This window comes from Desulfoferrobacter suflitae (assembly GCF_022603395.1).
Classification (GTDB): Bacteria; Desulfobacterota; Syntrophobacteria; order Syntrophobacterales; family Syntrophobacteraceae; genus Desulfoferrobacter; species Desulfoferrobacter suflitae.
Genome location: NZ_JAIBKA010000001.1, coordinates 444908 through 471505, shown reverse-complemented (window position 1 = coordinate 471505; position 26598 = coordinate 444908). Strand labels below are relative to the sequence as shown.

General features: G+C 54.2%; 31 protein-coding genes and 3 pseudogenes. 6 read left to right on the top strand and 28 right to left on the bottom strand.

What is annotated here, in order from left to right:
* Positions 1–46 precede the first annotated feature (46 nt).
* Positions 47–502, bottom strand: a complete 456-nt coding sequence (locus tag K1V27_RS02260; RefSeq protein ID WP_258927894.1) for a hypothetical protein — start codon at positions 500–502, stop codon at positions 47–49.
* Between the two features lie 125 nt (positions 503–627).
* Here K1V27_RS02260 and K1V27_RS02255 point away from each other — a divergent pair, with 125 nt between their 5' ends.
* Complete coding sequence (locus K1V27_RS02255) at positions 628–1848, top strand: ISAzo13 family transposase (protein ID WP_258927893.1); 1221 nt, start codon at positions 628–630, stop codon at positions 1846–1848.
* Positions 1849–1876: 28 nt separating this feature from the next.
* On the opposite strand, the gene K1V27_RS02250 is transcribed toward K1V27_RS02255, so the two are convergent.
* The 4 genes from K1V27_RS02250 to K1V27_RS02240 all read right to left on the bottom strand — a co-directional run bounded on the left by K1V27_RS02250 (position 1877) and on the right by K1V27_RS02240 (position 3836).
* Positions 1877–2236, bottom strand: a complete 360-nt coding sequence (locus K1V27_RS02250) for a DUF5615 family PIN-like protein (RefSeq protein WP_258927892.1) — start codon at positions 2234–2236, stop codon at positions 1877–1879.
* 23 nt (positions 2237–2259) lie between these two features.
* Positions 2260–2490, bottom strand: coding sequence for a DUF433 domain-containing protein (locus tag K1V27_RS22690; protein ID WP_353740499.1), 231 nt, complete (start codon positions 2488–2490; stop codon positions 2260–2262).
* A 111-nt stretch (positions 2491–2601) separates the two neighbouring features.
* Complete coding sequence (locus K1V27_RS02245; protein WP_258927891.1) at positions 2602–3498, bottom strand: ARPP-1 family domain-containing protein; 897 nt, start codon at positions 3496–3498, stop codon at positions 2602–2604.
* A gap of 113 nt (positions 3499–3611) precedes the next feature.
* Positions 3612–3836, bottom strand: a complete 225-nt coding sequence (locus tag K1V27_RS02240; RefSeq protein ID WP_258927890.1) for a helix-turn-helix domain-containing protein — start codon at positions 3834–3836, stop codon at positions 3612–3614.
* A gap of 164 nt (positions 3837–4000) precedes the next feature.
* Here K1V27_RS02240 and K1V27_RS02235 point away from each other — a divergent pair, with 164 nt between their 5' ends.
* The 4 genes from K1V27_RS02235 to K1V27_RS02225 all read left to right on the top strand — a co-directional run bounded on the left by K1V27_RS02235 (position 4001) and on the right by K1V27_RS02225 (position 5973).
* On the top strand, positions 4001–4201 hold the full coding sequence (locus K1V27_RS02235; RefSeq protein WP_258927889.1) for a hypothetical protein: 201 nt from the start codon (positions 4001–4003) through the stop codon (positions 4199–4201).
* Positions 4202–4738: 537 nt separating this feature from the next.
* Positions 4739–5341: a LytR/AlgR family response regulator transcription factor gene (locus K1V27_RS02230; protein WP_258927888.1), complete on the top strand. Its 603-nt coding sequence runs from the start codon at positions 4739–4741 to the stop codon at positions 5339–5341.
* Complete coding sequence (locus tag K1V27_RS22685; protein WP_353740512.1) at positions 5305–5478, top strand: LytTR family transcriptional regulator DNA-binding domain-containing protein; 174 nt, start codon at positions 5305–5307, stop codon at positions 5476–5478. Before K1V27_RS02230 ends, K1V27_RS22685 begins: the two co-directional genes overlap by 37 nt.
* A gap of 147 nt (positions 5479–5625) precedes the next feature.
* Positions 5626–5973 (top strand): helix-turn-helix domain-containing protein, encoded by a 348-nt coding sequence (locus tag K1V27_RS02225; protein ID WP_258927887.1) that lies wholly within the window; start codon positions 5626–5628, stop codon positions 5971–5973.
* A 96-nt stretch (positions 5974–6069) separates the two neighbouring features.
* Here the strand turns inward: K1V27_RS02225 and K1V27_RS02220 are convergent, their stop codons facing one another.
* From K1V27_RS02220 to K1V27_RS02185, 8 genes and pseudogenes are all read right to left on the bottom strand, one after another.
* Positions 6070–6330 carry a hypothetical protein gene (locus tag K1V27_RS02220; RefSeq protein WP_258927886.1) on the bottom strand — a complete coding sequence of 87 codons (261 nt, stop codon included), beginning with the start codon at positions 6328–6330 and terminating at the stop codon, positions 6070–6072.
* Positions 6327–6998, bottom strand: coding sequence for a nucleotidyl transferase AbiEii/AbiGii toxin family protein (locus K1V27_RS02215; protein ID WP_258927885.1), 672 nt, complete (start codon positions 6996–6998; stop codon positions 6327–6329). The genes K1V27_RS02220 and K1V27_RS02215 overlap by 4 nt, the downstream gene beginning before the upstream one ends.
* A gap of 571 nt (positions 6999–7569) precedes the next feature.
* A pseudogene (locus K1V27_RS02210) lies at positions 7570–7740 on the bottom strand (phosphopyruvate hydratase); the annotation flags it as partial.
* 28 nt (positions 7741–7768) lie between these two features.
* Positions 7769–8053: pseudogene (locus K1V27_RS02205) on the bottom strand (magnesium-translocating P-type ATPase); the annotation flags it as partial.
* A gap of 96 nt (positions 8054–8149) precedes the next feature.
* Positions 8150–8437 (bottom strand): CHC2 zinc finger domain-containing protein, encoded by a 288-nt coding sequence (locus K1V27_RS02200; protein WP_258927472.1) that lies wholly within the window; start codon positions 8435–8437, stop codon positions 8150–8152.
* Positions 8438–8448: 11 nt separating this feature from the next.
* Positions 8449–9240: an ExeA family protein gene (locus K1V27_RS02195; RefSeq protein ID WP_258927473.1), complete on the bottom strand. Its 792-nt coding sequence runs from the start codon at positions 9238–9240 to the stop codon at positions 8449–8451.
* A 5-nt stretch (positions 9241–9245) separates the two neighbouring features.
* Complete coding sequence (locus tag K1V27_RS02190) at positions 9246–10802, bottom strand: helix-turn-helix domain-containing protein (RefSeq protein ID WP_258927474.1); 1557 nt, start codon at positions 10800–10802, stop codon at positions 9246–9248.
* Positions 10803–10840: 38 nt separating this feature from the next.
* The gene (locus K1V27_RS02185) at positions 10841–11521 is read right to left on the bottom strand and encodes a DUF6431 domain-containing protein (RefSeq protein WP_258927475.1); all 681 of its coding nucleotides are present in this window, start codon (positions 11519–11521) and stop codon (positions 10841–10843) included.
* 26 nt (positions 11522–11547) lie between these two features.
* Between K1V27_RS02185 and K1V27_RS02180 the strand changes: the two genes are divergently transcribed.
* Positions 11548–12117: a tetratricopeptide repeat protein gene (locus tag K1V27_RS02180; RefSeq protein ID WP_258927476.1), complete on the top strand. Its 570-nt coding sequence runs from the start codon at positions 11548–11550 to the stop codon at positions 12115–12117.
* Positions 12118–12365: 248 nt separating this feature from the next.
* Here K1V27_RS02180 and K1V27_RS02175 read toward each other — a convergent pair.
* From K1V27_RS02175 to K1V27_RS02105, 15 genes and pseudogenes are all read right to left on the bottom strand, one after another.
* Positions 12366–13154 (bottom strand): annotated as a pseudogene (locus K1V27_RS02175) (HAD-IC family P-type ATPase); the annotation flags it as partial.
* Positions 13155–13664: 510 nt separating this feature from the next.
* The gene (locus tag K1V27_RS02170; protein ID WP_258927882.1) at positions 13665–14078 is read right to left on the bottom strand and encodes a toxin-antitoxin system TumE family protein; all 414 of its coding nucleotides are present in this window, start codon (positions 14076–14078) and stop codon (positions 13665–13667) included.
* Positions 14078–14383, bottom strand: coding sequence for a hypothetical protein (locus K1V27_RS02165; RefSeq protein ID WP_258927881.1), 306 nt, complete (start codon positions 14381–14383; stop codon positions 14078–14080). Before K1V27_RS02165 ends, K1V27_RS02170 begins: the two co-directional genes overlap by 1 nt.
* Positions 14384–14798: 415 nt before the next feature.
* A complete protein-coding gene (locus K1V27_RS02160) occupies positions 14799–15602 on the bottom strand; it encodes a PTS sugar transporter subunit IIA (protein WP_258928022.1) in 804 nt (267 codons plus the stop codon).
* 2 nt (positions 15603–15604) lie between these two features.
* Positions 15605–18172, bottom strand: coding sequence for a magnesium-translocating P-type ATPase (mgtA, locus tag K1V27_RS02155; RefSeq protein ID WP_258927880.1), 2568 nt, complete (start codon positions 18170–18172; stop codon positions 15605–15607).
* Positions 18172–18315 (bottom strand): hypothetical protein, encoded by a 144-nt coding sequence (locus K1V27_RS02150; protein WP_258927879.1) that lies wholly within the window; start codon positions 18313–18315, stop codon positions 18172–18174. Before K1V27_RS02150 ends, mgtA begins: the two co-directional genes overlap by 1 nt.
* A gap of 28 nt (positions 18316–18343) precedes the next feature.
* A complete protein-coding gene (locus tag K1V27_RS02145) occupies positions 18344–18838 on the bottom strand; it encodes an Hsp20/alpha crystallin family protein (RefSeq protein ID WP_258927878.1) in 495 nt (164 codons plus the stop codon).
* Positions 18839–18904: 66 nt separating this feature from the next.
* Positions 18905–19465, bottom strand: coding sequence for an Hsp20/alpha crystallin family protein (locus K1V27_RS02140; RefSeq protein WP_258927877.1), 561 nt, complete (start codon positions 19463–19465; stop codon positions 18905–18907).
* Positions 19466–19639: 174 nt separating this feature from the next.
* Positions 19640–21268 (bottom strand): chaperonin GroEL, encoded by a 1629-nt coding sequence (gene groL, locus K1V27_RS02135; protein ID WP_258927876.1) that lies wholly within the window; start codon positions 21266–21268, stop codon positions 19640–19642.
* A 51-nt stretch (positions 21269–21319) separates the two neighbouring features.
* Entirely contained in the window at positions 21320–21607 is a 288-nt protein-coding gene (groES, locus tag K1V27_RS02130) for a co-chaperone GroES (RefSeq protein ID WP_258927875.1), read from the bottom strand.
* 202 nt (positions 21608–21809) lie between these two features.
* Positions 21810–22172 carry a hypothetical protein gene (locus tag K1V27_RS02125; protein ID WP_258927874.1) on the bottom strand — a complete coding sequence of 121 codons (363 nt, stop codon included), beginning with the start codon at positions 22170–22172 and terminating at the stop codon, positions 21810–21812.
* 62 nt (positions 22173–22234) lie between these two features.
* Positions 22235–23320 carry a mannose-1-phosphate guanylyltransferase gene (locus tag K1V27_RS02120; protein WP_258927873.1) on the bottom strand — a complete coding sequence of 362 codons (1086 nt, stop codon included), beginning with the start codon at positions 23318–23320 and terminating at the stop codon, positions 22235–22237.
* Positions 23321–23337: 17 nt separating this feature from the next.
* Positions 23338–24282, bottom strand: a complete 945-nt coding sequence (locus K1V27_RS02115; RefSeq protein ID WP_258927872.1) for a glycoside hydrolase family 130 protein — start codon at positions 24280–24282, stop codon at positions 23338–23340.
* Positions 24269–25621 carry a glycosyltransferase gene (locus tag K1V27_RS02110; RefSeq protein ID WP_258927871.1) on the bottom strand — a complete coding sequence of 451 codons (1353 nt, stop codon included), beginning with the start codon at positions 25619–25621 and terminating at the stop codon, positions 24269–24271. The genes K1V27_RS02115 and K1V27_RS02110 overlap by 14 nt, the downstream gene beginning before the upstream one ends.
* A gap of 3 nt (positions 25622–25624) precedes the next feature.
* Complete coding sequence (locus K1V27_RS02105) at positions 25625–26590, bottom strand: glycoside hydrolase family 130 protein (RefSeq protein WP_258927870.1); 966 nt, start codon at positions 26588–26590, stop codon at positions 25625–25627.
* Between the last annotated feature and the right edge of the window lie 8 nt (positions 26591–26598).

Here is a 26598-nt window from a genome sequence, read left to right as displayed (position 1 = left end):
AGTAAAGTTCGCCAACTTCTGTGTCCCTTGTTCAATCTGTAACCCTCTAAGCTGCATTCAGAAGCTCGAGCACTTTTTCGCCCTTTCTAACCAGGAGGAACACTTTGTCGCCCTCCTGCGGCCCCCAGGCAAGGTTTTCACGAATTGTGGAAATCAGCGACTGATTCTTAGAATAATCGATGTAATAACGGGTTCCGACTTCATTTCTACCCATCTCGACTTTGTGCTCAGTTCCTTGATATTCCAAGCCCACTGGTCTTCTTTCGGCCGGCAGGAGAGAGTGCTTTATCCAAAAATTATCAGCAAACGAGGGCTCGACGCTTATCCCTGAAGTGAAAAGCTCCTCAGAGTAATAGATCGCTTGTTGTAGTCTCCTACGCATGAAATACCTGGCCAGCGCGAAGTCGACTCTGTCTGCTACAAGCTCCTGGAATTCTCTTTTTGCCCAATAGAGCTCTAGCTTTCGCTTGATAGAGAAAATTTGACGGTCATCGCTGAGCACAAACCAGTCATGATCAGTGTTACTGAGGTAATGTAATGGCATTCTTAGGATATGAGACCTAACTCGACTTAGTGCCTGTCACGAAATAAACTTTACACTCTTTCTTGCCATGATATACTGCTGTCATGGAGAAAGAACTGATCAAAAAACGATTTGAATTTCTGGCTCCACTGCTCAACGAGAGGCAGCTGCGACTCTACGTGGCTGCCGAGGCGCTGGTTCTTGGCCGTGGAGGCATCTCCGTGACGTCTCAAGCGACAGGGATCTCGCGGCCAACGATCACTATGGGGTGCAAAGAGCTTCTTGATGAAACGACAAAGGAGGCTTCTGCGAAGTCCTCTGCGGTGCGTGTGCGCAAGAAAGGCGGAGGACGAAAGCGTACCATCGAAGTTGACGAGACACTTCGAAGTGACTTGGAAGGACTCATTGAACCCGTCACAAGAGGAGATCCCGAATCGCCATTGCGATGGACGGCTAAGAGTGTGCGTAATCTTTCCGATGAATTGAAGAAAATGGGACATAAGACCAGTCACCGGATGGTTGCCGAGCTCCTTCACGCGATGGACTATAGTCTGCAGGCGAACCGAAAGACCGCTGAGGGAGGCACGCATCCGGACCGGAATGCCCAGTTTGAGCACATTCACGGGAAGGTCAAGGAGTTTCAGTCTTGTAACCAGCCTGTTATTTCGGTGGACACAAAAAAGAAGGAACGTGTGGGTGACTTCAAGAACGGTGGACGGGAGCTCCGACCAAAGGGCAACCCGGAAAAAGTCCGCGTCTACGATTTTGAGATCCCCGAACTTGGAAAAGTGGCCCCCTACGGGATTTACGACCAGACCCGCAATACCGGATGGGTCAATGTCGGAACCGACCATGACACTGCAACGTTTGCCGTGGAGAGCATCCGCAAGTGGTGGATTACCATGGGACGGGAAGCTTATCCGAAGGCGGCTCGCCTTCTGATTACCGCTGATGGTGGCGGCAGCAACGGGGTGAGAGTTCGACTCTGGAAGATCGAGTTGCAGAAGTTCGCCAACGAAACTGGTCTTGTCATATCGGTTTGCCATTTCCCACCGGGCACCAGCAAGTGGAACAAGATCGAGCATCGACTCTTTTCCTTCATCAGTCAGAATTGGCGGGGTAAACCTCTTGTGAGTCATGAAGTGATCGTCAACCTCATTGCTTCAACGAAGACCCGCACAGGCCTGACAGTCAAGTGCGAGCTCGATACCAATAAGTATCCCAAAGGAATTAAGGTTTCGGACAAGGAGTTGCGCCAGGTCAACATCGTCCATGACGAATTCCATGGCGAGTGGAACTATGCAATACACCCACAATCCGCATAAACTGTAAATGTTATTTTGTGACACGCACTCAGTGCTCCTGCCGGATTCGGATACGCTTTTCATCAACAACCCACAGATATCCTGGGAGAGTTTCAGTGGATAATAGCGGAATAAGACGGCGGAGTACCTCTAACGTATATGGCTTGTCTTGTTTCCTCAGACGTAGAACGACAATCCCATCAAACTCTGTTGGAGGATAGATGCGCATATTACCAAAATCGTTATCCAGGGTTATTAGCACCCGTTTCTCGGACTGGCAAATGGAGAGAATTTTCGTGTCGGGGCTTCCGCCAAGCCGCTCCTCCAGTACTGTGCTTGTTTCAAAGCCCCCTTGCCTGAACAAATCAGCTACCTCGACGGGAAGATTCTCGTCTACCTTGAATCTCATGTTCCTCTCCGAATAGCCATAAGTTACGCAGCAGGCATTTCTACAATGCGCTCGCGAGCAAGATCCGCTGCGTAAGCGATAGCTGCCTGCACAGCCTTAGGAGTGAGGCTAGGGTAACTTGTCAAGATTTCCTCAACGCTGAGACCTGCGGCAAGGTTGTCAAGGACTACTGAGACCATGATGCGAGTCCCCTTAATACATGCCTTACCGTGACAGACCGTCGGGTCTGACGTGATATATTCTTGCCAATGCATGCAGGTTCTCCTTCATTTGAAGCCCCATTTCTGGACTGACAAAGGGTTTTCAATCTGTCGTATTTATTGTTTCAATTTAGCACCTTTCATCGGAGATTCAAAACATTAGCATCATAGTCGATGGTTTCTCCTTGCTGAAAAGCGTCTCATTCTCGCGCCCGATTGCTCGCTTTTTTGCCGGCTTTCTTTTGCAAAAATACAAAGATGCAAAAGCTGATCATCCCGGGTCAAGGCAAATCCCGTTGCGTTTTTCGAGCCAATTCGATGATCGATTCCCAGCCCCACCCCTGCGTGCGCTTCCGTTTCAGCTGCCAGGCAATCCTTCAGGAATTTACTGGCTCCGCTTTTCAAGGCCTTCTTTTCCTCCTCCGGATCGTACCAGTCCAAAGCATCCAACGCATAGCTCTGCAGGAGTTTCTTGAACACCTTGGCAAAGGATGCCGGCTTGCCGAGACTGTCCAGCCCCACCACCTGCCCATTGATTGCAGAAATGGCTCCGATCTGAAAATCCACCAGGCTGAAGTTTTTTACATATTCTTCAATACTCGGCATCTCTTTGTCGTAAATGGCGGACATGGCCATGCTGGGAGATTCCGCCCCGCGCCTTGAAGCCTTTTCGGCAACCTCATCCCAAATGGCTCCCTGGTCGGCTCGATATTGCCACGCAACCTTCAGCGACAACTGCACCTGTTCCGATTTCATGGCGCGAAGGGACGGCGCCATGACTCGCTCCCGGCTGGAAAAAGGCCCGCTGTCATAATTCCACCGGCCCTGCTCGACACAGCTCACCGGAATCACAATGGCACTTGCTTTCCCGACCAGAATAGTGGTGTTTACGATGCGGTTCTGTTTGGCCCCAACCAACTCCTCACCATCGAGGATCAAAACCATTTGGGCTGATGTGTTGATAACCTTGATTTCAGGCACCGATCCGTCTTTACTCAGCTCTTCAATATGGATATCGCCGCGCTTAAGAACTTCATCCAGAAGAAGAAAATCAAAATCCACAACATAATCGGAAAAAAAGGTTTAAGGTTTGAGGTGTAAGGTCTAAGATCCAGAGGCCAAGGCTGTCGGCACATATGGCCAATGATCCTCAAGCCTTGATTCGTGGTGGGCAATTAATCTCTTGGGCCGTGGCGGCGCAAGTCAGGGCTGAACCGTCTGGACCCTTGTGGACCCGCTTTTTTGCGCTTTTTCAGTTTTTCGATGTCCTGTAGAGGAATGCGGGTGCAGCCGCGAACCTTGATGGCGCCAAGAGTTTCGTCTCTGATCAGCCGCTTTATGGTCGACTCGCTCACCCCGAAAATTTCAGCGACTTGCTGGATCAGGTAGAATTCCTTCATTTGATACCTCGATTTGTTGCTGAATAGGTGGACCGGCAAATGTTAAGATGGCTGCTGTCTTGGCGTGTTTTTATATCGAAGCCGCACTAAGATTTAGCAAAGGCTGGTTATCGTTGAAGAAAGTCGAACACAGCACATGCTGGATAAGTCGAAAGGCGCGAAAAATGGCGAAGCTGGAAGAGATTCAAAGGGCAATCAACAACTTACCTGAAGAATACTATCGTCAATTCCGCAATTGGTTCCTGGAAAGAGATGGGGAAAGATGGGACAGACAGATCATTGAAGACTCAAAAGCAGGCAAGCTCAATTTTCTGATCACGGAAGCTCTCAATGCCAAGAAGGAAAATAAGCTGAGGGACCTTTGATACACCGAACAACAGAGAGGTTTTGACGGTGCTATCAGAGACTGCCTGAAGAGATCCGAAAACTTGCAGACAAAAGCTTCAAACTCTTGAAAAAGAACCCGGGAACCGGCAGGAGTTGTCTCATTGCCTTCCGAATCCGGCAAAAACTTACCACTTTGTGTTGCCTCAGGTGCTGGTTGAGCCGCCGGTTCCTGAGAGGATTCGCTCGGAGATCGAGAGCCATCCCGTGGGTCCCGGATGAGAGACGAAAAAAACTTGCTGGGTTTGTGAGTGTTGCCTGCAGTTCCTTGCCTTTGCAGGTCCGGGTCGCTGCCTGTCGCCTGGCGGACCGCCTGCATCTGCGGGTGCAAAACAGCGGACAATGGGGATTGATGACAACACCACCTGCCGGGATGGCCCGCAATTGCGGCTCGGCATGCGGAACCTCAGGCGCCGCCTGCAAATGATCTACGGCGAAGCACACCGACTGACAACGCACAACCACACCGGCTCGGTTACCGTCGAGCCGCACTTGCCCGTGATAGACAAGGACCCAACATGCACCCTGTAAGCTGTGTACTGGTGGATGACGAACGGTTGGCCAGGGAAAAGCTGCGGGCTCTCTTGCGGGCATATCAACACATTGTGGTGGTGGGTGAAGCCGACAGCGCCGAGCGCGCGCTGCAGGTCATCCAGTCCATCCGCCCGCGGTTGGTGTTTCTCGAAATTCAGATGCCGAGCGGCTCCGGCTTCGATCTACTCGATCAGTTGGAAGACCCTCCCGCCGTCATATTCGTGACCGCCTACGACCAGTACGCCATCCGCGCTTTTGAGGTCAATGCGGTGGATTATCTGCTCAAGCCGATACATCCCGAACGGTTGGAAACGGCGTTGAAGCGCGTCTTGCCGGCGCCGCCGCCACCGGCCTCGCCCCGCGAGCTCACCATGCATGACAGGGTCTTCATCGATACCGGGCACCGGCGGATATTCGTGCCGTTGGTTTCCATCTGCGCCGTCTGCGCGGATGGTGACTACACCAAACTGTATGCCTCGGACGGCGATACTCTCATGGTCCGTCGTTCCCTAAAGAGTTGGTATGATGTTTTGCCCGATGATTTTTCCGAATTCACCGGCATGCGATCATCAACCTGTGTCATCTAAAGTCCCTCGATCGGAGTCAGGAAGGGCGGCTGTTCGCCGAGCTGTACGGCTGTCCGCATGGGTTCCCGGTCAGCCGTCGCCGGGCGCCGGAATTGCGCCGCCGGTTGGACAAGCCGGGGCCTTCCAACAAACCGTGATCATGGTTAAGGCCAGTTGTGGCCGCGGCTTCCAGCCGCGGCAGCCCCTGCATTCGGCCGGAAGAAATCCAAGGCTGGCATCAAACCGCCCCACATGGAGGTGGATCTTATTAGTGAACGCCTGAAACAATTGAACAAGGTTTTACAATGAACGGCGACTTTGAGCTTGTTCGCGGCAGCGGCAATGTGTTGCGGGATTTTGGCCGGAAGCGCGCCAGCATTGAACAGGCTCGCGCCATTCTTGCAGCGAGAATTATACGCACCTTTGGCGAGCGAGGGTCATCAACCTGGGCAGCCGAAAAATTAACGGGCGTGGCGCATTCGGAATTTTCACCGATTCGCAACCCACGTGTTGGACGCTTTACGCTTGACCGTACGATTACGATCCTTGACAAGTTTGATCAGTTGGTTCATGTCTCAAGCCATAATGAAGTCGCGATAAGCAAAATACATTCTCCGGGGTGCGTCAATGGACGCCGCGCAGGTTCACTCTGAATGTTCCTCGCCGATGCAATTTTGTGAGGGACCTTGTCCTGGATGACGGCTTGCCGCAGATATCCTCCTGTTTGTCCGAAGGTGTTGCGCGCGATCCTACTTAAACGGTTCCCATATTCTTTTGTCTTGAAACGTGCGGGTCTCCCGCCGGTCGATGGAAAGCTTCAGGCACCAGTAGTTGACTACTTTTTTCCCCAGGTTTCGGTTGTGTTTCAAGGTTTGGATAAACCGCTCCATCCCATACTTTTTCTGCACTTCATCGATAAAATCAAAGCCCCCGAAATTGATCGCTCGTTCAATCATGATTTCAGCGGAAACATCCGCCATGTTTCGATCCCAGAAGAGCTCTTTCCTCATTCTATGAAATCCCGGTAGAAGGCTTTTATGGTTTCCCAGTCATGCACGGTCATTTTCACTGCTACGTTGTTCTTGAGCATGACAATCTGATCCAATTCCCCTTCAGCATCGTCAAAATAGACCAAAGAGGTTTTGAGCTGATAGTCATAACTCTGATTTAGATCATACTTGTCCTTAACCAGCTTTGCCATGCGGTTGAAATGCATATTGGTTCTTCGCAACATGAAAAACAGGTCGATAAAATCTTTCATGGAGCCTCTTTGACTGATCGCTACGGCTTTCATTGCAATGATGTCATCCAGCGGCGCCAGGGGGCAGGTAACCCCCTCCTGCATCGGCATTTCGTAAGCCCGGGACAGGAGCTTGTAGGGGAACCGAAAAAGGGAGAATTTCACTTTCTTACGGCCAAGGTAGAATATCACGGTATCTTCACCAAGCAATTCAACCACTACCTGATCAAAGCATTGCCGCGTGCTGTGTAGAAAGAGTTCGCTGCTGAATTTATTCGGGGTAAAAAAATCCAGGTCGACCGATATCCGATGGTGAAAATAGAAGTAAACGGCTGTGCCTCCGGCCAGATAGGTCCCGCCCGGAAGTAGGTTGCACTGGATGATCTGAATCAAGTGCTGTTCCAGCGCTCCCATGATATTGTTTGAAACCGTATGCATGCCGCCATCCACCGAATGCTCAAGTTGTACCCCCGTCACCCGGTCCGTCTCAAAGATGTCCATCCAGGCTTAAGGCTAAAGGCAATATAAAATTTTCCACCCGCAATGGCAAATGATACGGCAGACCGGTTTCCTCATCGGGCTGATCGGGGTTATAGGGGTAGATTTGACTTTTTGAGCCTTAACTCGAAATATGAATTTATATGCTTCACCTTTCTGCTGCCGCAAGAATGGCGAAATACGATCCAAACAGGAAAAGCCCGTTTCTCTTTCAGAATTCTGTTCTTTTCCAGAAACGGCCGTGAGCAAGCCGCCGGCCGCGAAACCCTCGAAGCGGGCCTGTTCGGGCAGATAGGGTGAGGACTTGCGGTAAGTAGTACTAGTACTACAACGAGGCTTACAGACATCATCGAAGTTGGAGTGCGGATCTACGTTCAGTAGTCACTCAACCTCAGGATGATAACGGCGCCAAACCAAGCCTCCTCTTCCTTGATGGGCAATATTGATGAAGAAAGTGGCGAGGAGATCATCCATGCTTCACGTTGGGTTTCGCATTCGCTCAACCCAACCTTCCAAGGATGGCGTTCGCCCCAAGCTTTTCCTTGTTGGCGGTCCCGTCAAGCTCGATCAGCACACGATCAAGCTCTGCCTGCCGCATGGGGTCCATACCCTTGACCGGAGGTGCAATCATGTCCTTGAGATTCGCAACCGCCTTGAGCACCCCTTTGCCCCCGTAGCGGCGCTTATGATGAATGCGGTGATCCCTTGATCAGCGAGCCGACAAAAGGCGAGTACGGCAGCCATGCGCCGATGCCCATGATGACCAGCGTCGTCAGCGTCAAATGCAGCGAAGCGCGGCTGCCGAAGAAGGGGATTCGCCGCGTCCTGATGATATGAACGATGAGGGTTTGGGTCAGGAGCGATTCAACAAACCACCCGGTCTGAAACAGGCGGGCGAGCCCTTCCTGTTGCTGCGCTCCAACGCCGGGATCGGAAAAGGCGCTGCAATTGAAGAAGAACCACATCAAAGCAAAGGTGGCGTAGTCGAAAATTGCTAAGTCTCACAATATTTGACTCTGAGAGTCCCAGTTTAGATGAAGATGTCCTCCCCCACAAGTTGGTGGGAGCTTGTGAGGGAAGACGTGAGTATTTTAGCAGTCTTGTAAGCCGTCGATCATTTCAACAGCCTCACGGAAGTTGCAGCATTTGACGGCCATGACCATGTCGATGGGATTGAAGTTTTTCTGGCACCGGAAGCACCGGGCCAGGTTGGTTTTGGGGTTGGTGGCGGTTTGAAACTCAGAGCACAGGGGGCATAGAAAGCGAAAATACCCGTCTGATACTTTGCAGGGGATGCGCAGAAAATCAGAGATGAGCCGGGAGATGGGGATCTGATTACGCAGTATCCGGAGTTTTTGCTTGGAATAGAGCTTTGTCATGATGTCTTCTCCTAGGGAAGGCGGAATTCGGCCATGGTGTCGGTGACCAGGGCTTCGTTGATCTTGTTGAGATTTTGGGCGGCGGCATTGAGGAGGCAGGCGGTAGCGATGTTATTAATCTGCCTTGGGATGCCGCTGGCATAGTCATGGATGAGGGATTTGGCTTCGGGCTCGAAGACCTTCTCGTTGCTCCCCGCGAAACGCATCCTGGAGTCGATATAGGAGGTGGTCTGGTCCGAGGTTAAGGCGCCGAGGTGACATCGGACGGTGATTCGGTTGACAAGATCGCTAAGAGAGGCACGGGCAAGGAGCTTGGCGAGGGGCTCCTGACCGCTGAGGACGATCTTTACGGGAGTATCGGTATCGAGGGCTGAGCTAACCAGGAGGCGCAGATCGGTCAAAGCTTGCGGATCTATAAGGTGGGCTTCGTCGATGATAAGCACCGTTGAGAGATCTTCTTTTGCGGTGCGATCGAGAATTTGTAAAAAGAGATGATCCTTGCCTCGCCGGGGGGCTTCTCCCAACTGAGTCACGATTAGGCGAAGCAGGCTGGATGACGGGATTCCGGTGAAGTGGAGATAAACGGGGCGGTAGCGGTTTTTAGAGAGGTTATGGATGAAGAGCCTTAAGAGTGTGGATTTTCCGGCACCGGTTGGTCCGATGAGGAGGGCCAGGGTCCCTTGCCGGGCAAAGTAGTCGAGTCTGGCCAGGGACTGGGAGATGCGGTGGTCGTTGAGGATCCATTCCACGGGAGGGCGTTCCTGGAAGGGATGGCTGTTCATTTTGAAATGATCGAGGAACATGGTGGTTACTCCTTTTGCTGTAGGATTTGTTTGAGCTCACCGACGAGGTGGGGGAACGACTTGTTAGGCACTCGGGCAAAGGCCTGCGTGAGCACGGATTCTGTGAGCTGAACGTTTTGATTGTAGAGTTTTTTGAGCGTTTCGAGCTCCTGTGCCGTGAAGGCGGAGATGCCCACTTCTTTTCCGAGCAGCCGGGCAAAGGCTTTGACAAAGGCATGAAACGGCCACGGCCGCACGGAGACGACCTTGCGGTAATCGATGCCGCGAGTGTTTGCGGCGAGCTGCTCCCGGTGCTCGCGAACGAGGAGATCGATGAGGTTATGCTTGGGTTTTCCCCGAGCTTGTGCGGGAAGGGGCGGTTGCTCGGCCTCGCGGTGATGGAGCACGCCCGATCCCTGGTATTCGCCTTTCAGGGAAAAGATCTTCACGCTATCTGAAGACGAGAAGGGATCGTAGTGGACCCAGACCTTGTCTCCCCTTAAAGCTGGATCGACCCGGTAGAGCCGCTTATCGAGGCTAATGTCGGAAAAATCCTTGTGGACGACCCGAGTGACCTTTCTAAGAAAGGAAGCGAGCACCTGGTCCATTTCCACGTGGCGGATGACGGAAAGTCCGGTATGATAGCGGTCCTTGGGAGTCTCGCCGGTCTCGGAATGAATGGAGCTATGATAATCCACCGAGATCCATGCGCTGAGAGCTCGGTTGAGATCATCGAGGCTTATGGCATCTTGTGCCCGCACCTCGGATTCAAACCGGTCTTGGGCGGTCTCAAAGAAGCGCTCAATGAGTCCTCCCGGGGAAGGGTCCCCGGCCGGCCGGTGGCGAAGCCGGATGTGGAGCCGGTAGCAGGCAGCCTTGAGGCCGATTGCGTGATAGACCTTGGCGTTATCGAGGTAGAGTTCGCCGGGGGCGCCATGCTTGGCCAGGGCGCGCAGCAGCGAGTCGATGAGGATATCGAGGCTTTGGCGCAGGTAGTAGCGGGCCTCGACGATATACCTGCTGTGGCAGTCGATGAAAGCGGAAAGATAGGTGGGCAGGACCTCCCGGCCGAAAACAACATAGGGGCCTTCCTCGAAGTCCCCAACCCAGAGATCATGGGTATGGTCTCTGGTCCAACGTTTTCTCACCTTGTTTTTGACAACGCCGAGCTTGAGGCGGGTTGCGCCCGCACCTTTAAGATGGCGATACAAAGTAGAGCGGGAGAGCGTAACGCCATAGAGGTCCTTTAGGAATCGGTTGATGGTGGCAGGGGAGCGCTTGGGCTGCTCGCATTTAAGCTCGATGGCGGTTGCAATGATTTCTGCGGGTGCGGCCCTGGCATGGCCGCGGTCATGGCGGTCTTTTCTTGCGAGAGCATCGAATCCTCCGGTTCGATAGCGCTTCAGCTTTCGCCTGAGGGTGGAAAGGGAGGGCTTGCCGGTACGTCCGCCGGGAAAGACCATCTCCTTTTGAGAGATCTCTTTGAGAAAATCCTGGATCGATTCCGGCTCCACCTCGTCGAAGAGAACGGGGCGAAGGAGATCGCACCAGAACAGGGCCCATTTTTCATCTTTTTGCTTCATAACGCCTCCTTTGTTTTATGGTTGGAGGCGAGCATAAATCATTGCCAGGCGCAGCCTGTTGCAAAGAAGGGGAAAATTGAAGCACCAAAAACAACTCGGAATACCGCCTCCAGGTGGACGAGCCGGCGAGAGCGTTTGAGGGTTTCTTCCCGAGCGGTTTTCACGAACTTATTGGGGGAGATCGTTAGCGCGGCGAGATCCCGGTAGACTTTTGTCGCCGGATCCTTCTGTAAGATGAGGTCCAGAGCGCGGCGCGGGATTTCTTTGAAGCGGCCAAGAGTGTCGATCCAGCGGTAAGGGGTTGTGTGGGAGAGGACTTTATCGACCGGCGTATTTCCTTCGTCCGTCGAGGCATGGAAGATCTCCGAGCCTTCTTCCAGGACTGTCTTCCGATAGGTCGACGTCTCATCTTCCAGATAGCTTGCCGAGCGATGAAGTATCGCGTCGCTGGTGTAACGCTTGAAGGGAAGCGCGAAAGGAGGCTGTTCGGTGAAGGTCTTATGGCAGCCGGGGCATTTCCACCGAATGACAAGGCATTTTACCACCTGGACCAATGCGTCGCATAGAATGCGGAATTTGCGGGGGCGTGCCTGATGCCGCCTGAACAAATACGGTTGAGTATTGCAGACGGGGCAGGAGGGCAAACCGCAGCGGATCTTGTTTCGCAGCACATTCAAGCTGTATTTTCTAATATCTGAGCGGGTAAATGGAGCAAACATGGCGTCTCCCACTTGAGCGAATAGTCATGATCGAAGAGGTTTCCGAAAAAGCCGTTCGTTTACTCCAACCTGGCGCCGCCCGCAAGCGCAAAACCGCCGGCGCCCGACGCGCCAGATGCTATGTTTGGCAACGGTTTTTCAACAAAGGAGTTGCGTTACCCATGAGTAAGATATCCCGCAATGCGCCCTGCCCTTGTGGAAGTGGAAAGAAGTACAAAAAATGCTGTTTGTTGCGCGAACAGGTCTCAGCGACACGGCCGCCGCAGGCTCCTTCAGATGTCTTCAAACAGATCCATGCCCAAATGGAGGAGTTGGACAACCTATCGAATAGTGTCATTGATCTCATCCAAGCCGGGAAACTGGACGAAGCGGAAGCTCAGTGTCACAAGCTATTGGAGCAATATCCGGACGATGTTGACGGGCTCGACAGACTGGCAACGGTCTATGAAGCCAAGGGGCAGAATAGGATGGCCGCTGAGTACTACCGAAAGGCGGCCGCTTTTATGCGCTCAAGGCCAGGATTTGACAACGAAGCCATTGAATGGGCTCTGAAGAAAGCCTCTGAACTGGAGTCTGCATCGTCATCAGCAGAATAGATCTTGCAGCCGAGCCATGGCCTGCAGGTGGTCGGCGAGGCTCGTGGCGCTGCGACAACCAGTAATGTTGACATTCCGGAGGTGCTTCGGCGCCCCCGCTGATGCCCAGCCGTTATCCGGCGTGGTCTTGGGACCGGTTAGCGCCCGGCGCGCGGGGTAGGCAGGGTAAAGTGCAAAAGCATGGCGAGGTATAGCGGGATAGGCGGGATCAGATTACTTGGGACTGTTCAAATCAAATATTGTGGGACGTAGGAGAAAATCGAGCTGATCGGGCCGATGAAGACCATAAACCGTTTGATGTTGTCGATGTTCCACTTGAGGGGCCGTTCGATCAGCTCTTCATCCACGCTGTCGGTGGGAATGCCGGTCTGGGAAAAGTCATACAGCAGGTTGTTGGTCAACACCTGCACGGGAAGCATCGGCAGAAAAGGCAAAAGATAGCTTGCGCCGACCACGCTGAACATATTGCCGAAGTTGGAGCTTGCCCCCATGCGGATGTACTTGACGATGTTGGCAAAGACCTTCCTTCCTTCGATGATTCCTTCTTCAAGCACCAGCAGGCTTTTTTCCAAAAGCACAATGTCGGCCGCCTCTTTGGCGACATCCACCGCCGAATCCACCGAAATCCCCACATCGGCGGCCCGCAGGGCGGGGGCATCATTGATGCCGTCGCCCATGAATCCCACCACATGGCCGCCGTTGCGAAGCTCTTGGACAATCTGTTCCTTTTGAGTCGGGCTGAGTTTGACGAAAACATTCGCTTCGACCACGGTGCGTGAAAATTCGTTCTCTGTCATGTGTGAGAGCTCGTTTCCGGAGACAAGCCGTTCTATCTCGATCCCCACATCCCGACAGACCTTTCCGGTGACCAGTCCGTTGTCGCCGGTCAAAACCTTGACCGCTACTCCCGCATCCCGCAAAAGAGCAGCGGCTTCGGACGCGGAAACGTTGGGCGGATCGAAGAAGGCGATGTAGCCGAGAAGGATCATCTCTGTTTCATCCGCCACGGAATAGGTAACCCTGTCACGCGTGAACTCGCCTTTCCGGCGGGCCGAAGGTCGGGCCATGCTATCATTTTGAAATTCAAGCATTAGTGTTCCAGAAGTAGGCATTTTGAGGGCCAATATTGCTCTTTTCGCAATCGAAAAAGCGGCTATTGAGCCGAATATCGTCCCCATTTTCGACCAATTATCATCGATGTCAAGACCTTACCTTGGCCAGACGCCAGGCCCCCAGACCCAACTCCCAGCGACGATCATCGTTTCGGCCAGGGTACGATTTGCGAGTGTTGGTGGAGTGTATCGATGGGCTGCAAAAATTTCATTTTTGCACTCCGGGAGAAGAGAAAGCGGCGAGTACCGGAGTGCTAAAATGCAATTTTAGCGCGTTGGGTTGAGCGTAGCTAAATCCCTGCACAGGCGCCAAGTATCGTTGCCTTTCGCTGCGCTCAACCCAACCCACGGGAATTCTAGCGGCTGAAACGATGATCAAGACCCAACTCCCAATACTGTCCCCAGCCAGCACTCGACAATCTGACAATGAAGTCCTTAACCTGCCTCCAGTGCGATGCAATCGGCTATGAGTGTTGGCAGGTTGGGTGCCTGGAAGGTTATGCCGGGAGCTGGGCGGCGGTTATGTTTGATATGGGGCGGTTCATGGCGATGATGTGGAAACGTTGGTGCAAGAACAGGGTTTTCGGCATGGGGCTGAGGATCATACCAACAAACGCGCTCCTCACCACGGAACACGCTGTAGCTGTAATCGAAGATCTCTCCGTCGGTCAGGTCAAGGTATTCAAAGACGCGCAGTTCGATGCCGCTGTGAAAATGAACGCTGCCGCGCACTAATGCAGTGGTGGGGCTGCTGGAGTACAGACGCAGTGTTGAGGCAGATACCTCGGGATGCCGCTCTACCAAAGAGTACAGCAGACTTTCGTATTCCTGGCGGCTAAAGGCCGGCATTATCCCACCCTTAGCACTGGCTCGGCCGGAGTCAACCTAACCATTTTGCCTTTGGACTTGGGCCGGAGAGCATCGAGACGCTGCTGAGAAAGTTTTGTGAGGGCGGCCAGTCTCTTTTGTCTGAGTCTGTAATGTCCGGACCATTCAGCGAATTCTTCCGAATTTTCGCCATCATCAAGCAAGCCTCTCGAATACATGTCGAAAAAGTGATCTGAACTGATCCAATACCGCCGTTCGAATCTGTGCAAGCCTTCTTCAGCGGCACGCAGGTCATCCAGTATGTCGCTGAGTGTCAGGGTTGTCATAACTGATCTCCTTCGTTTTCAATTATATGGCTGCATTCAGGTTAGTGTCAAACCTCGATTGACTTAACACAGCGCTGACTCATGAACTGAAGACCAGGGTTGACCAGTTTTTCCAGCGGAGCCGTTCTTCTCATGCGGGGGGCGCATCAAGCTGGAAGATGATAAGGTCCCTTACCCCCACTGGGAAGAACGAGGAACGGGTTGAAACCAAAACGCGCCCTTGCGACCCTTACAAATACTGCTCTTTTCGCACTCGAAAAAGCGGCTATTGAGCTGAAAATCGCCACCATTTTCGACCAATTATCCGCAATGTCAAGACCTTACCTTGGTCCCACCCCAGACCTATCCATTCCGTTTGACGGCATATGGCTCATTGCGCCGATAGTGTCGAAACAGTCAGGCAGGCACTATCTTTTCATTTGTTCGGCGAACGATTCTTTGCAGTGCTTCTCACGGCCAGACAGTCGTAGGAGATCCGATCCGCCTGATAGACTGTTTCACCGCGTTTGAGAATGCGCCAGCCGCCGTTTTGGAACATGCCTTCGATTGCCAGCTTCTCCACCAGCCCCGGGGCTGAATCGAGGTATTCCATGAGTTTTCGATCTCGAGCGAGCACTATGTGCTTGAGGCCGGGACCGGTTACGATGGTGACCGGCTCCACAACAAGGTTTGCCAGGTCGTAAGGTGGAACACCCGCTGCCGCCTGTCTTGCCTGTAGCTGAATCATGCGCGCCCGGGTGTCGGGGCCGGCCGTTTCCTTGCCGGAGCTGATCAAATTCAGCAGGTGTTCTCTCACTTCGTTGAGCTCGCCCGCCGAGCGCATCTCCTGGATCTGAGGATAGGCCGCCAGGGCCTTGGCCAGCAGGGAGGCTTCACGCAGGAAATGGTTGCGCTGGTTTTCCGGCACCAGGTACATGGCGATGATCGAAACCGGGATTCCGTCCGAGGCGCCGTAGTCGATGCCGGTCGGACTCCAGCCCACCACGCACAGCAGGTCTTCTTCGTATGGGACCCGAACGTGAGGGCAGGCCCAGCCGTAGCCAAGGGTCGAATTGGTCGAGCGCTCTCTTTCCATAACCAGCCCCACGACATCCGTTCCGCCGGGAACTTCGGGGATCGCCTCGATGATGTGCGCCAAGAATTCCAGCGCGTCTTCCTTGTTGTCGTCGGGCAGTTCAATCAGTCTGCCTTCCTGCAGTGCATCGAGCAGGGTATCCACGATCAATCACCTCCATATCTGTTGAAAAACCAGGTTTTCACGGCGTGCGTGAGCAGCGCGTAAGCAATCAGGAAACCCGCGATCCAGGCCCAGTATACGGCGGGCAGGGGAACCATCCCGAGCTCGCCGGCAAAGGGTGAGTACGGCAGCCATGCGCCGATGCCCATGATGACCAGCGTCGTCAGCGTCAAGTGCAGCGAAGCGCGGCTGCCGAAGAAGGGGATTCGCCGCGTCCTGATGATATGAACGATGAGGGTTTGGGTCAGGAGCGATTCAACAAACCACCCGGTCTGAAACAGGCGGGCGAGCCCTTCCTGTTGCTGCGCTCCAACGCCGGGATCGGAAAAGGCGCTGCAATTGAAGAAGAACCACATCAAAGCAAAGGTGGCGTAGTCGAAAATCGAGCTGATCGGGCCGATGAAGACCATAAATCGTTTGATGTTGTCGATGTTCCACTTGAGGGGCCGTTCGATCAGCTCGTCATCCACGCTGTCGGTGGGAATGCCGGTCTGGGAAAAGTCATACAGCAGGTTGTTGGTCAAGACCTGCACGGGAAGCATCGGCAGAAAAGGCAAAAGATAGCTTGCGCCGACCACGCTGAACATATTGCCGAAGTTGGAGCTTGCCCCCATGCGGATGTACTTGACGATGTTGGCAAAGACCTTCCTTCCTTCGATGATTCCTTCTTCAAGCACCAGCAGGCTTTTTTCCAAAAGCACAATGTCGGCCGCCTCTTTGGCGACATCCACCGCCGAATCCACCGAAATCCCCACATCGGCGGCCCGCAGGGCGGGGGCATCATTGATGCCGTCGCCCATGAATCCCACCACGTGGCCGCCGTTGCGAAGCTCTTGGACAATCTGTTCCTTTTGAGTCGGGCTGAGTTTGACGAAAACATTCGCTTCGGCGACGGTGCGGGAAAACTCGTTCCCGGTCATGTGTGAGAGCTCGCTTCCGGAGACAAGCCGTTTTATCTCGATCCCCACATCCCGACAGACCTTTCCGGTGACCAGTCCGTTGTCGCCGGTCAAAACCTTGACCGCTACTCCCGCCTCCCGCAAAAGGGCGGCGGCTTCGGACGCGGAAACCTTGGGCGGATCGAAGAAGGCGATGTAGCCGAGAAGGATCATCTCTGTTTCATCCGCCACGGAATAGGTAACCCTGTCACGCGTGAACTCGCGGTAGCCGATCCCAAGCACCCGGTAGCCGTCTTTATTGAGTCGTTCGACTTCCTCGAACAGATCTTCCCGGATCATATCGATCAAAGGATAGACTTCATCCCCGATTTGATAACGGCTGCAACTCGCGTAGATCTCCTCCACCGCTCCTTTGCAGATCAGCACATGATCGCCCTCATAGTCGACCACCACCGACATGCGGCGGCGCTGGAAGTCGAACGGAAGCTCGTCCACCAGGGTGCAGTTGGCTTCCACCTCGAGGTCGGTGTGGTCGAGTATGGCCCGGTCGATCAAATTGCGCAGTCCGGTCTGGTAATAGCTGTTGAGGTAGGCGTAACTCAAAACATCTTGACTCTCGTGCCCGGTGATGTCCACGTGTCGCTCGAGCACAACCCGGTCCTGGGTGAGGGTGCCCGTTTTGTCCGTGCACAGAATATCTATGGCGCCGAAATTCTGGATGGACTGAAGCCGCTTGACGATGACCTTCCTTTTGGCCATGGCCAGGGCGCCCTTGGCGAGGTTCACGGTAACGATCATGGGCAGCATTTCGGGAGTGAGGCCCACGGCTATGGAAAGGCCGAACAACAGGGCTTCAACCCAGTTGCCCTTGGTCAGGCCCACGATAAAAAAGACCACGCAAACCATCACCACCATGAAACGGATCATCAGCCAGGTGAAAGAGCGCACGCCTCGATCGAAGCTGGATTCCTCGCGGTGCTCGGTCAATCGCTGGGAGATAGCCCCGAACAAGGTGCGAGTCCCAGTATTCACCACCACTCCACGAGCCGCACCGCTGGTCACGCTGCTCCCAAGGAAGCAGGCGTTCGGCAGCTCCCACGCGCTATAGCCGGTGGATCCATCTACGTTGGCCGACTTCTCGACGGCCATGGATTCACCGGTCAGCGCCGACTGACTGACGAAAAAGTCTTTGGCCGAAAGCAGCCGCAAATCAGCCGGTATGATCGAGCCCGCATGGAGGATCACGACATCGCCGGGCACGACCTCGGACACCTTGACTTCCTTTTCCCCGCCATCGCGCAAAACCAGGGTGCGGGACTGCACTCGTTTACCGAGCGAGTCCACCGCCTTGTTGGAGCGCCGGTCCAAAATGAAGGAAAGCCCGACGCTGAGAAGCACCATGACGCTCACGATAATCGTCGATTTGATTTCGCCGATGCCGGCGGACACCGCGGCAATGATAAGCAACTGCACAACCAGGGGGCTTTTCATGCGGTGCAGGATATCGGACCAGAACCCCAGCCGTTTTGCATGGGCCAACTCGTTGGGCCCATATTCGTCCCTGCGGCGTTCCACCTCGTCCGCGCTCAGGCCGTTGGGGCCGGTTCCCAGCGCGTCCAGCGCGGATTGGGCGGGAGCGGCGCATAGCTCCATCAAACCTCGCTCAAACTCGCTTGCAGTTCGGTTTCGGACTCGCAGATGTCAACAGGCGGAGCGAAAACCGGCACGTTGCGGATGTTTTCGGAAGGGGTATCGACTTCCTTCTTCTCAACAACCTGCATTTCCTCGTCAGCCATGGTTTCATCTCCTCATAAGCTCTTAAGACTATATATCGACTACTGAAGTTGAGGCTTCCGTCGCTCGCACCGTAAGAACAGGTATCTTCTTGGGCTTCGCGTGCTCAGCCTTCGGCAGGACAAGCTTCAGGACACCATGCTCGAATTTGGCCTCGACTGCATCCGGATTGATTTCGGCGGGAAGCGTCAAAGCCTTCTGAAACTTCCCCGCCCCTCTCTCGCGGCGGTGATAGCTCACATTGTCCAGATCCTCCTTCTTTCGCTCTCCACGGAGGGTGAGAGTGTTGCCCTCGATGGAGATCTCGATATCCTCCGGTCTGACTCCCGGAAGCTCAGCGTCAACAAGGAATCTCTCGCTCTCCTCGATGACATTGAGCGCCGGAGAGACACCGGAGTCCACGGCACTGAGCGGAGCTCGCCCCATGAAACCGGCAAAGAGGCGATCCATCTCGCTTTTCATCCTTTCCATTTCCTGGAAGAGGCCCGGAAAAGTTCCAAAGCTCGGAAAACGGACCATTGCCATGACTTGTTACCTCCTTTCCATCCAGACAACGGGCTTCTGCTTGTTCGGCAAAGCCTGCGCATTGGGTTATCCGCTCTTGATGGTGATCTGCCTCGACTCCTTCCTGGGTCCTGCCTTCCTCGGGATCGTGATCTTGAGAATACCGTTCTTGTAAGCGGCGTCGATTCCTTCGTGCTCCGCATCTTCGGGCAGTGACAAGACCCTCTGAAAAGAGCCGTAGGAACGTTCCATACGGTAGTAGTTCTTTTCCTTTTCTTCTTTCTCCTGTTTCTTTTCGCCTTTGATCACCAAAGAGTCATCCGAGAGTTCCAACTGGACATCCTTTTCGTCCACTCCAGGGAGCTCCACGGAGATCGTATACTCCTTCTCTGCGGCTGCTATATCCAGGGTGGGTTTGAGCCACTCGTTTTGTGCCAGAAAGGAGGGCTCTCTGCCAAATCCCATGGAGGGGAAGCCGAAGCCACGAAAGAAGTTCTCGAACATACGGTCGACTTCCTGGTGAAACTGTGCCATGGGGCTGTAGGGGCGCGGCTGGCCGTGTCGCTGCACGGTGACGGGAAGCGTCGTGGCCTGCTGCTCCTCTTCCTTTTTGAACCAGTTCCAGGGTGCGAGCTTTTTCAGATCCATGATACTTACCTCCTTTCCGAAGCCGGTCCCAGGCACTCGAACCTGGTCCGAAAGCTTGTCATTGGTTGCGACGCGAAAGCGGCGATGCGGGTGTTCCAGTCTCCGGCAATTCCGCTTTCGCGGACGGGGGGCCGCGCCGACCAATGTCGGGCGGCCTCTATTCATGCTCTTCCATTAGTACATGTCGTCCATTCCTCCGTGGGGCATGGCCGGTGCGGGTTCTTTCTTTTTGGGCTTTTCCGCTACCATAGCCTCGGTGGTGAGCATGAGGGCGGCCACGCTCGATGCATTCTGCAGGGCAAAGCGCACCACTTTGGTCGGATCGATGACACCCGCTTCAACGAGATCACCGTAGGTTTCGGTTTCAGCATTGAAGCCGAAAGCGCCGTTTTCGCTCTTCACACGCTCAACCACCACGGAGCCCTCAAGCCCAGCGTTGTTTGCAATCTGGCGCACGGGCTCTTCCAGGGCTCGTTTCACGATACTGACGCCGAAAGCTTCCTCCCCGTTGGCATCCATTTTGGCCAGAGCCGAGATGCAGCGAAGGAGCGCCACACCGCCGCCGGGAACGATGCCCTCCTCGACTGCCGCACGCGTTGCGTTCAGGGCGTCCTCGACGCGGGCTTTCTTTTCTTTCATCTCGACTTCAGTTGCGGCACCGACTTTGATTACCGCAACACCACCAACGATCTTGGCGAGCCGCTCCTGGAGCTTTTCGCGGTCGTAGTCGCTCGTGGTCTCCTCTATTTGTGCCCGGATCTGTTTGACACGGCCCTCGATGGCCGAGCGGCTCCCGGCGCCGTCAACGATGGTGGTGTTGTCCTTGTCCACTCTAACGGTCTTGCACTGGCCAAGATCGTTCACCGTGACATTTTCGAGCTTGATCCCCACATCCTCCGAAATGACTTGCCCGCCGGTGAGGATGGCAATGTCCTGCAGCATGGCTTTGCGTCTGTCACCGAATCCCGGGGCCTTGACGGCACAGACCTTGAGGGTGCCTCGAAGTTTGTTCACAACCAGGGTTGCCAGGGCTTCGCCTTCAACATCTTCTGCTATGATCAGCAACGGCTTGCCCATCTTGGCGATTTGTTCAAGAAGCGGAAGGAGATCCTTCATGTTGCTGATCTTCTTTTCATGGGCAAGAATGTATGGCTCCTCGAGGACTGCTTCCATGCGCTCGGGGTCGCTCACAAAATAGGGGGAGATGTAGCCGCGGTCGAACTGCATGCCCTCGACCACTTCCAGAGTGGTCTCCATGCTCTTGGCCTCCTCGACCGTTATTACTCCTTCTTTCCCGACCTTGTTCATGGCTTCGGCTATGATCCCACCGATGGTGGAATCGTTGTTGGCGCTGATGGTGCCGACCTGCGAGATCTCTTTTTGATCCTTGGTGGGCTTGCTGATGTTTTTAAGCTCCGAAACGGCGGCCTCGACGGCCTTCTCGATGCCGCGCTTCAAGGCCATCGGGTTGTGGCCCGCGGCCACAAGCTTCGAGCCTTCGCGGTAGATGGCCTGGGCCAGGATGGTTGCGGTGGTGGTGCCGTCCCCTGCCACATCGGATGTTTTGCTCGCCACCTCTTTCACCATCTGGGCACCCATATTCTCGAACTTGTCGGCCAGCTCGATTTCCTTTGCAACGGTGACGCCGTCCTTGGTGACCAGCGGAGCACCAAAGCTCTTTTCGATAACCACATTGCGGCCCTTGGGTCCCAGGGTGACTTTGACCGCATCGGCCAGGATGTTAACGCCGTTCATGATCCTGTCCCTGGCTTCGGCATAGTATTTGATTTCCTTTGCTGCCATATGATCATTCCTCCTACATTTCTCAAGATCTCAACTTCCGGTTTGCCGAACCTACTGCACAATGGCCAACACATCGTCCTCACGCATGATGAGGAGCTCTTCGCCCTCTACCTTGATGTCGGTTCCCGCATACTTACTGAACAGAATGCGGTCGCCCTCCTTGACGGTGAGAGGGGTCCTGTTGCCGTTGTCCGTGAACTTGCCGTCTCCTACCGCCATGACTTTGCCCTGCTGGGGCTTTTCCTTTGCGGTGTCCGGGATGATGATCCCTCCGGCGGTCTTTTCCTCTTCTTCCATACGCTTCACAACGATCCGATCATTCAAGGGCTTAAGCTTCATACCATCACTCTCCTTTGGGCACTGAGTCATGCCACGATGCTTGTTTTGGTTTTAAGTTGGGTCGAGATCTTCGACCAAGAATTATTAGCACTCCATTGAGGTGAGTGCTAGCAGTGAAATTTATTTAACTCCATTTCTCCAAATGTCAAGAGGGGAATGCGCGAACATTTATTCATTAATCTTTTCGATGGATTATAGGAAATCATAGGCGAATCTTCAGCCAACGCTTGAGCAGGCTTTCTAACCACTCCTCAAAAGTCAGGTACTTCCGCGACCTCAGATCATAACAAGCCACCAGGGCCTTGTTTTCTCCTTCTTTTCGCATCCGCTCCGCCCTGCCTTCGAGGTAGCTTTGGAGTTCCGATTTCGAGATCCCGTATTCCTGTGCCAGCATCAAAGTCCCGGCGACGTTCCGGTTTAGTGCCATCTGCCAAAGAGCTTCCCATTGCAGCTCCCGTACCTTTTCTTCCGACCAACCCAGGGATGCCGCCATTTGAGCGGCCCGGATATAATTATTTCTGGCTGCTTCACAGGCAATCTCTTCTTCCGTGCAATTCGGAATCATCTTCCAATTTCGTCCTGATGAGCATTTTGCTCGAGATCCGGCTTGATTAGCCCGTTTTCCTCTCACCTGGGCTCTGCCGTCATCGCCTCGACAATAGTCTTTACGTCTTCCAAGCGGTCTTTGTGAGCAAGCAGGGTGTTTGGCCCGGCCCGAACCAGCACCACGTCGCTCAAGCCTACCAGAGCCACCGTCTCTTCATCGCCATCGCAAAATATCAGGTTGTTACGGCCATCCAGTGTGTGAACGCTTCCTCTAACAAAGTTGCAGTTTGCGTCACTTGGCAGGTAATCCTGCATGGCAAGCCAGCCGCCAACGTCCTTCCAGGAGAATTCTCCAGCAACGCAGCAAACGTTTTCGGCTTTTTCCATTACCGCATAGTCTATGGATATTCGCTCGATCGCAGCAAACGCGTTTCTCAATGCATCTTGTTGGTCTATTGTCCCTTCTCGCTCGAGCGCATCGCTCAAGTACTCGACATGGGTCGGAAGGTGTCTGGAAAGTTCGGCGAGAATAGCATCAGCGGTCCAGACAAACATGCCGGAATTCCAAAGGTAGCTGCGAGCGGCCAGATACATCTCGGCAATTTTTACATCGGGTTTTTCCTTAAACGATTCCACTCTGAAGTGTTCAACACCTTTGTCGCTCTGAATCTTTTCGCCTACTTGCAGATATCCGTAGCCCGTAGCAGGATAATCGGGTCGAATGCCGCAGGTGTACAGAGCGCCTGTGTGTAGCGCCTGTTCGGCCGCTGAGAGCATTGTTTGTCGAAATTGATCAACCGGTTCTATGAGATGGTCGGCCGTCGAGGTTATGATGACGGGATTGCCAAACCGCTTGCGTGCTATCAGTGCACCGAGACACACTGCTGCCGCCGTGTCCTTTCGCATGGGTTCGCCAATGATATTCCGGCTCGGTATGCGGGGGAGCTGCTCCCTGACCAGTTCGGTGAATCGCTCATTGGTTAGAATCAAGATCCGCTCATCTGGCAGGATTCCTGCCATGCGGTCGTAACTCTTTTGCAGCAGGCTGCGGTCATCGAACAGGCGGACAAATTGCTTCGGCTTCTCACGGGTACTGAGGGGCCAAAAACGCGTGCCAGAGCCTCCGGCCATAATCGTCGCAACCAAGTTATTTTCATGGCTGGCCATCGCTTCACCTCATCAAACTAAAGAGCGGGGCGCGGGTTGGAGAGGCACAGGCCTACCAGATCCTCGATCTGCGCAGTCCCGACGCACATGACCGAATCCGCGCCGCCCCAATAGATTTTGATCGTGCCATCATCCTCGGGTACGGCCCCGCAGCAAAAGACCACGTTGTGCACATAGCCGCTCACTTCCCACAGGTCTTCCGGCTGCAGGATCCATTCGTCCGCTACTCCAAGGAGGGTTGAGGGATCCTGCAGGTCGTGGAGCGCTGCTCCGAGGCGGTACACCGCGCCGTCCATGGTTCTAAAAACGCCGTGGAAAATGTTGAGCCACCCCTTGGCCGTCTTGAAGGGTGGTGCCCCCGGCCCGACTTTCATTTCATCCCAATGGTAGCTCAGCGGCTTGATCAACACTTTGGAATCTCCCCAATGTATCAGATCCGGTGAGTAGGAAATCCAGATGGACCAGGGCGATATCTCGGAATGTGGCCGGTCCAAACGGGCATACCGCCCCCCGACCTTTTCGGGGAAGATAACCACGTTGCGGTGGTCAGTCTGAGTGATCAAAGAGATGCGTTCAACCCGTTCGAAGTCTCTGGTCTGGGCCAGCGCCACACGGACGCCGTATCTTGAATAGGCGCTGTAAGTAATAAGGTAGTTGTCTCCCATGGCGCAGATGCGCGGGTCCTCGACACCGTATTCTTCGTAGGCAGCGAAAGGTCCCTCTTTTGCCGGAGTGAGAAACGGCTCCGGTTTGACCCGGAAGTGAACCCCGTCATCGCTCGCAGCCATGCCGACGATGGAGCGTCCGTTGCGCAAGTGAGACCGGAAGAGCATGATGTATTGGCCGTTGTATTTGGTAACTCCCGCATTATGGACGGTCTCCACCGGGTAGGGCACATCTAGCTTGGTCAAAATTGGATTCTTTTCGTAGCGCTGGATAATAGTTCCTTTAGACTCTGCCATAATCGTCCTCCGACCTTTCGATATCATCTTCGCCGAAGTAATCACCCGTCTGCACTTCGATGAACACCAATTCTTCCCTGCCGTCGTTGCGGATCCGGTGCCAGCTCTTGAGGGGCACGTCGATAGCCTGGCCGGCGCTCAGTTCCGTATCTTCACCGTCCCTGGTCACTACCGCCTTGCCGCTCACGATATACCAGTGCTCGGAGCGCCGGAAATGGCGCTGATAGCTCAATCGTTTCCCTGGATAGACCGTAATCCGTTTGACCTTGTGGTCCGGCTTGTCTGAAAGGACATGGTAAAATCCCCACGGCCGATGGTCTTCACGCTTAGATCGAGAGATGATCTGCCGATAGACGCCAAGATAGTCCTCCACCATCCGTTCGGCGCTGAACCGTTCCTCGACCCATTTGCGGCAATTCAGCCGGTCCAGGTCTTTCACTTGTGGGACAAGCTCCGCCATTTTTTCCGCGTCAGTGGCGAGAAATCCGGTCACGCCATCGGCAACAATCTCGGGCATGCTGCCCCGGTTGACGGCAATCACCGGCGTGCCGCACGCCATGGCTTCGACAACAGAGAGGCCGAACGGTTCATCAAAATTGATGGGGTGGAGCAAAGCGTACGCTCCACCCAGAAGCTCATTGCGCTTCTCGGGTCCGGCGCTGCCTGCGAAAAGAACCCTGTCATTATCCAGGTGAGGCTTCACTTCCCGCTCAAAGTACGCCTGATCTTGTACAATGCCCGCCAGCACAAGTCGCCTTCCCGTCTTTTGAGCGATCTCGATGCATTCCCTGGCTCCTTTTTCGTGGTGGATGCGGCCGAAAAACAGCAGATAGTCTCGATGGACCGCCTGAAAGGTGAACTGTTCGAGGTCAATGCCGTGATGGATGGTGGCAATATAATCCAGTTGGGGGTTTTTATCCGCCTCACTGATGGCGACATAGTGAGTCCTGCCGTTGTATTTTTGGTAGACCGGTAGAATCTTCGGGGAGGAAAAACCATGTATGGTGGTTACGACCGGCGTTGTTGTCATGGCCGTATAGGTCAGCGGCAGGTAGTCGAAATGGTTGTGGATCAGATCGAAATGTTCTCCCTGCTCGAACGCTTCGGATATATGGAGGCATTCCCACACCTTGGGCAAAAGGTCCGGATCTTCCTCATAACCTTTCGGGCTTACCCCGATCAGCCTTCCTTCGGTCTGTGAATCCTTGGTGGCAAAGAGAGTGACATCGATTCCCCGGCGCACCAGTCCCTCGGTCAAGATAGAGACGACATTTTCCCAAGGTCCATAATGGCGCGGAGGGGTGCGCCATGCAATGGGCGACAGCATAGCAATTCGCATCTGCTACTCCTCCAGTCCATTTTCATTGTGCCGTTGCAGCCATTCCAGCATTTCCGATATGTTCGCAGTAGCCAAAGCAATGCTTTTGTCGGCACAGCCATAGTAAAGGCGCACTTCGTCCCCGGCGGCGACCCATCCGCAGGGAAAAACCACTTTGTCCACGTCACCCAGCACTTCGTAGTCCTCTTCCGGGGCGAAAATCCACTCATCGGAGCGGGCCAGGAGCATCGTAGGGTTTTCTCGATCGAGGAGGGCCAGACCAAGCCGGTAGATGCAGCCGCTCGGTGTAGTTCGCACGCCATGGTAGAGAATCAACCAGCCCCTGTCGGTCAAAAGCGGAGGAGGAGAAAGACCAATCTTGTCGGCATCCCACCATCCGCCTCGACGTGCCGGGACAACAATCTGATGATCGCCCCAGTGCTTCATATCAGGACTGAAGGAAATCCAAATATGGGCGCCGACTCCGGCGAAGGCCGACACCGGCCGGTGCAGCATGGCCCAACGACCGTTGAACTGAACCGGGAACAGGGCCGCGTCTTTGTCTTCCGGCGGCATGACGACACCTTTACGTTGGAATGTCTTGAAGTCCTGGGTTGTTGCAAGAGAAACCAACGGCCCGCCCCTGGAGTATGACGTGTATACAACAGCCCACAAATCCAGCTGCGAGATGTACGTGATCCTGGGGTCCTCGATTCCCCACAGTTCTTCAGGATATTCCGCCGGGTTAGGCAGCAGCGTCGGCTTGGGATCGATCACCCAGTCGCTTACGCCGTCTCGACTGCGGGCCGCGGTGAGGTGTGAGATGCCACGCCGGTCTTCGACCCGCATGAGCAGCAAGGTATCCTTTTCCAACAGGGTCGCTGCAGCGTTGAATACCGAGTTGACACGGTAGGGAATGTCGCTTGGCCGAATGATCGGATTTGCGGAATAGCGGGTAAATATTTCCTTGAAGTCTTTATCGTTCATCATTTCCTTAC

Bases quoted from the DNA above. Each gene is read 5' to 3' on its own strand.
- K1V27_RS02255 (WP_258927893.1), top strand. From the start codon at position 628: ATGGAGAAAGAACTGATCAAAAAACGATTTGAATTTCTGGCTCCACTG.
- K1V27_RS02250 (WP_258927892.1), bottom strand. From the start codon at position 2,236: ATGAGATTCAAGGTAGACGAGAATCTTCCCGTCGAGGTAGCTGATTTG.
- K1V27_RS22690 (WP_353740499.1), bottom strand. From the start codon at position 2,490: ATGCATTGGCAAGAATATATCACGTCAGACCCGACGGTCTGTCACGGT.
- K1V27_RS02240 (WP_258927890.1), bottom strand. From the start codon at position 3,836: ATGAAGGAATTCTACCTGATCCAGCAAGTCGCTGAAATTTTCGGGGTG.
- K1V27_RS02235 (WP_258927889.1), top strand. From the start codon at position 4,001: ATGGCGAAGCTGGAAGAGATTCAAAGGGCAATCAACAACTTACCTGAA.
- K1V27_RS02230 (WP_258927888.1), top strand. From the start codon at position 4,739: ATGCACCCTGTAAGCTGTGTACTGGTGGATGACGAACGGTTGGCCAGG.
- K1V27_RS02225 (WP_258927887.1), top strand. From the start codon at position 5,626: ATGAACGGCGACTTTGAGCTTGTTCGCGGCAGCGGCAATGTGTTGCGG.
- K1V27_RS02220 (WP_258927886.1), bottom strand. From the start codon at position 6,330: ATGAGGAAAGAGCTCTTCTGGGATCGAAACATGGCGGATGTTTCCGCT.
- K1V27_RS02215 (WP_258927885.1), bottom strand. From the start codon at position 6,998: ATGCATACGGTTTCAAACAATATCATGGGAGCGCTGGAACAGCACTTG.
- K1V27_RS02200 (WP_258927472.1), bottom strand. From the start codon at position 8,437: ATGACAAAGCTCTATTCCAAGCAAAAACTCCGGATACTGCGTAATCAG.
- K1V27_RS02195 (WP_258927473.1), bottom strand. From the start codon at position 9,240: ATGTTCCTCGATCATTTCAAAATGAACAGCCATCCCTTCCAGGAACGC.
- K1V27_RS02190 (WP_258927474.1), bottom strand. From the start codon at position 10,802: ATGAAGCAAAAAGATGAAAAATGGGCCCTGTTCTGGTGCGATCTCCTT.
- K1V27_RS02185 (WP_258927475.1), bottom strand. From the start codon at position 11,521: ATGTTTGCTCCATTTACCCGCTCAGATATTAGAAAATACAGCTTGAAT.
- K1V27_RS02180 (WP_258927476.1), top strand. From the start codon at position 11,548: ATGATCGAAGAGGTTTCCGAAAAAGCCGTTCGTTTACTCCAACCTGGC.
- K1V27_RS02170 (WP_258927882.1), bottom strand. From the start codon at position 14,078: ATGCCGGCCTTTAGCCGCCAGGAATACGAAAGTCTGCTGTACTCTTTG.
- K1V27_RS02165 (WP_258927881.1), bottom strand. From the start codon at position 14,383: ATGACAACCCTGACACTCAGCGACATACTGGATGACCTGCGTGCCGCT.
- mgtA (WP_258927880.1), bottom strand. From the start codon at position 18,172: ATGGAGCTATGCGCCGCTCCCGCCCAATCCGCGCTGGACGCGCTGGGA.
- K1V27_RS02150 (WP_258927879.1), bottom strand. From the start codon at position 18,315: ATGGCTGACGAGGAAATGCAGGTTGTTGAGAAGAAGGAAGTCGATACC.
- K1V27_RS02145 (WP_258927878.1), bottom strand. From the start codon at position 18,838: ATGGCAATGGTCCGTTTTCCGAGCTTTGGAACTTTTCCGGGCCTCTTC.
- K1V27_RS02140 (WP_258927877.1), bottom strand. From the start codon at position 19,465: ATGGATCTGAAAAAGCTCGCACCCTGGAACTGGTTCAAAAAGGAAGAG.
- groL (WP_258927876.1), bottom strand. From the start codon at position 21,268: ATGGCAGCAAAGGAAATCAAATACTATGCCGAAGCCAGGGACAGGATC.
- groES (WP_258927875.1), bottom strand. From the start codon at position 21,607: ATGAAGCTTAAGCCCTTGAATGATCGGATCGTTGTGAAGCGTATGGAA.
- K1V27_RS02125 (WP_258927874.1), bottom strand. From the start codon at position 22,172: ATGATTCCGAATTGCACGGAAGAAGAGATTGCCTGTGAAGCAGCCAGA.
- K1V27_RS02120 (WP_258927873.1), bottom strand. From the start codon at position 23,320: ATGGCCAGCCATGAAAATAACTTGGTTGCGACGATTATGGCCGGAGGC.
- K1V27_RS02115 (WP_258927872.1), bottom strand. From the start codon at position 24,282: ATGGCAGAGTCTAAAGGAACTATTATCCAGCGCTACGAAAAGAATCCA.
- K1V27_RS02110 (WP_258927871.1), bottom strand. From the start codon at position 25,621: ATGCGAATTGCTATGCTGTCGCCCATTGCATGGCGCACCCCTCCGCGC.
- K1V27_RS02105 (WP_258927870.1), bottom strand. From the start codon at position 26,590: ATGATGAACGATAAAGACTTCAAGGAAATATTTACCCGCTATTCCGCA.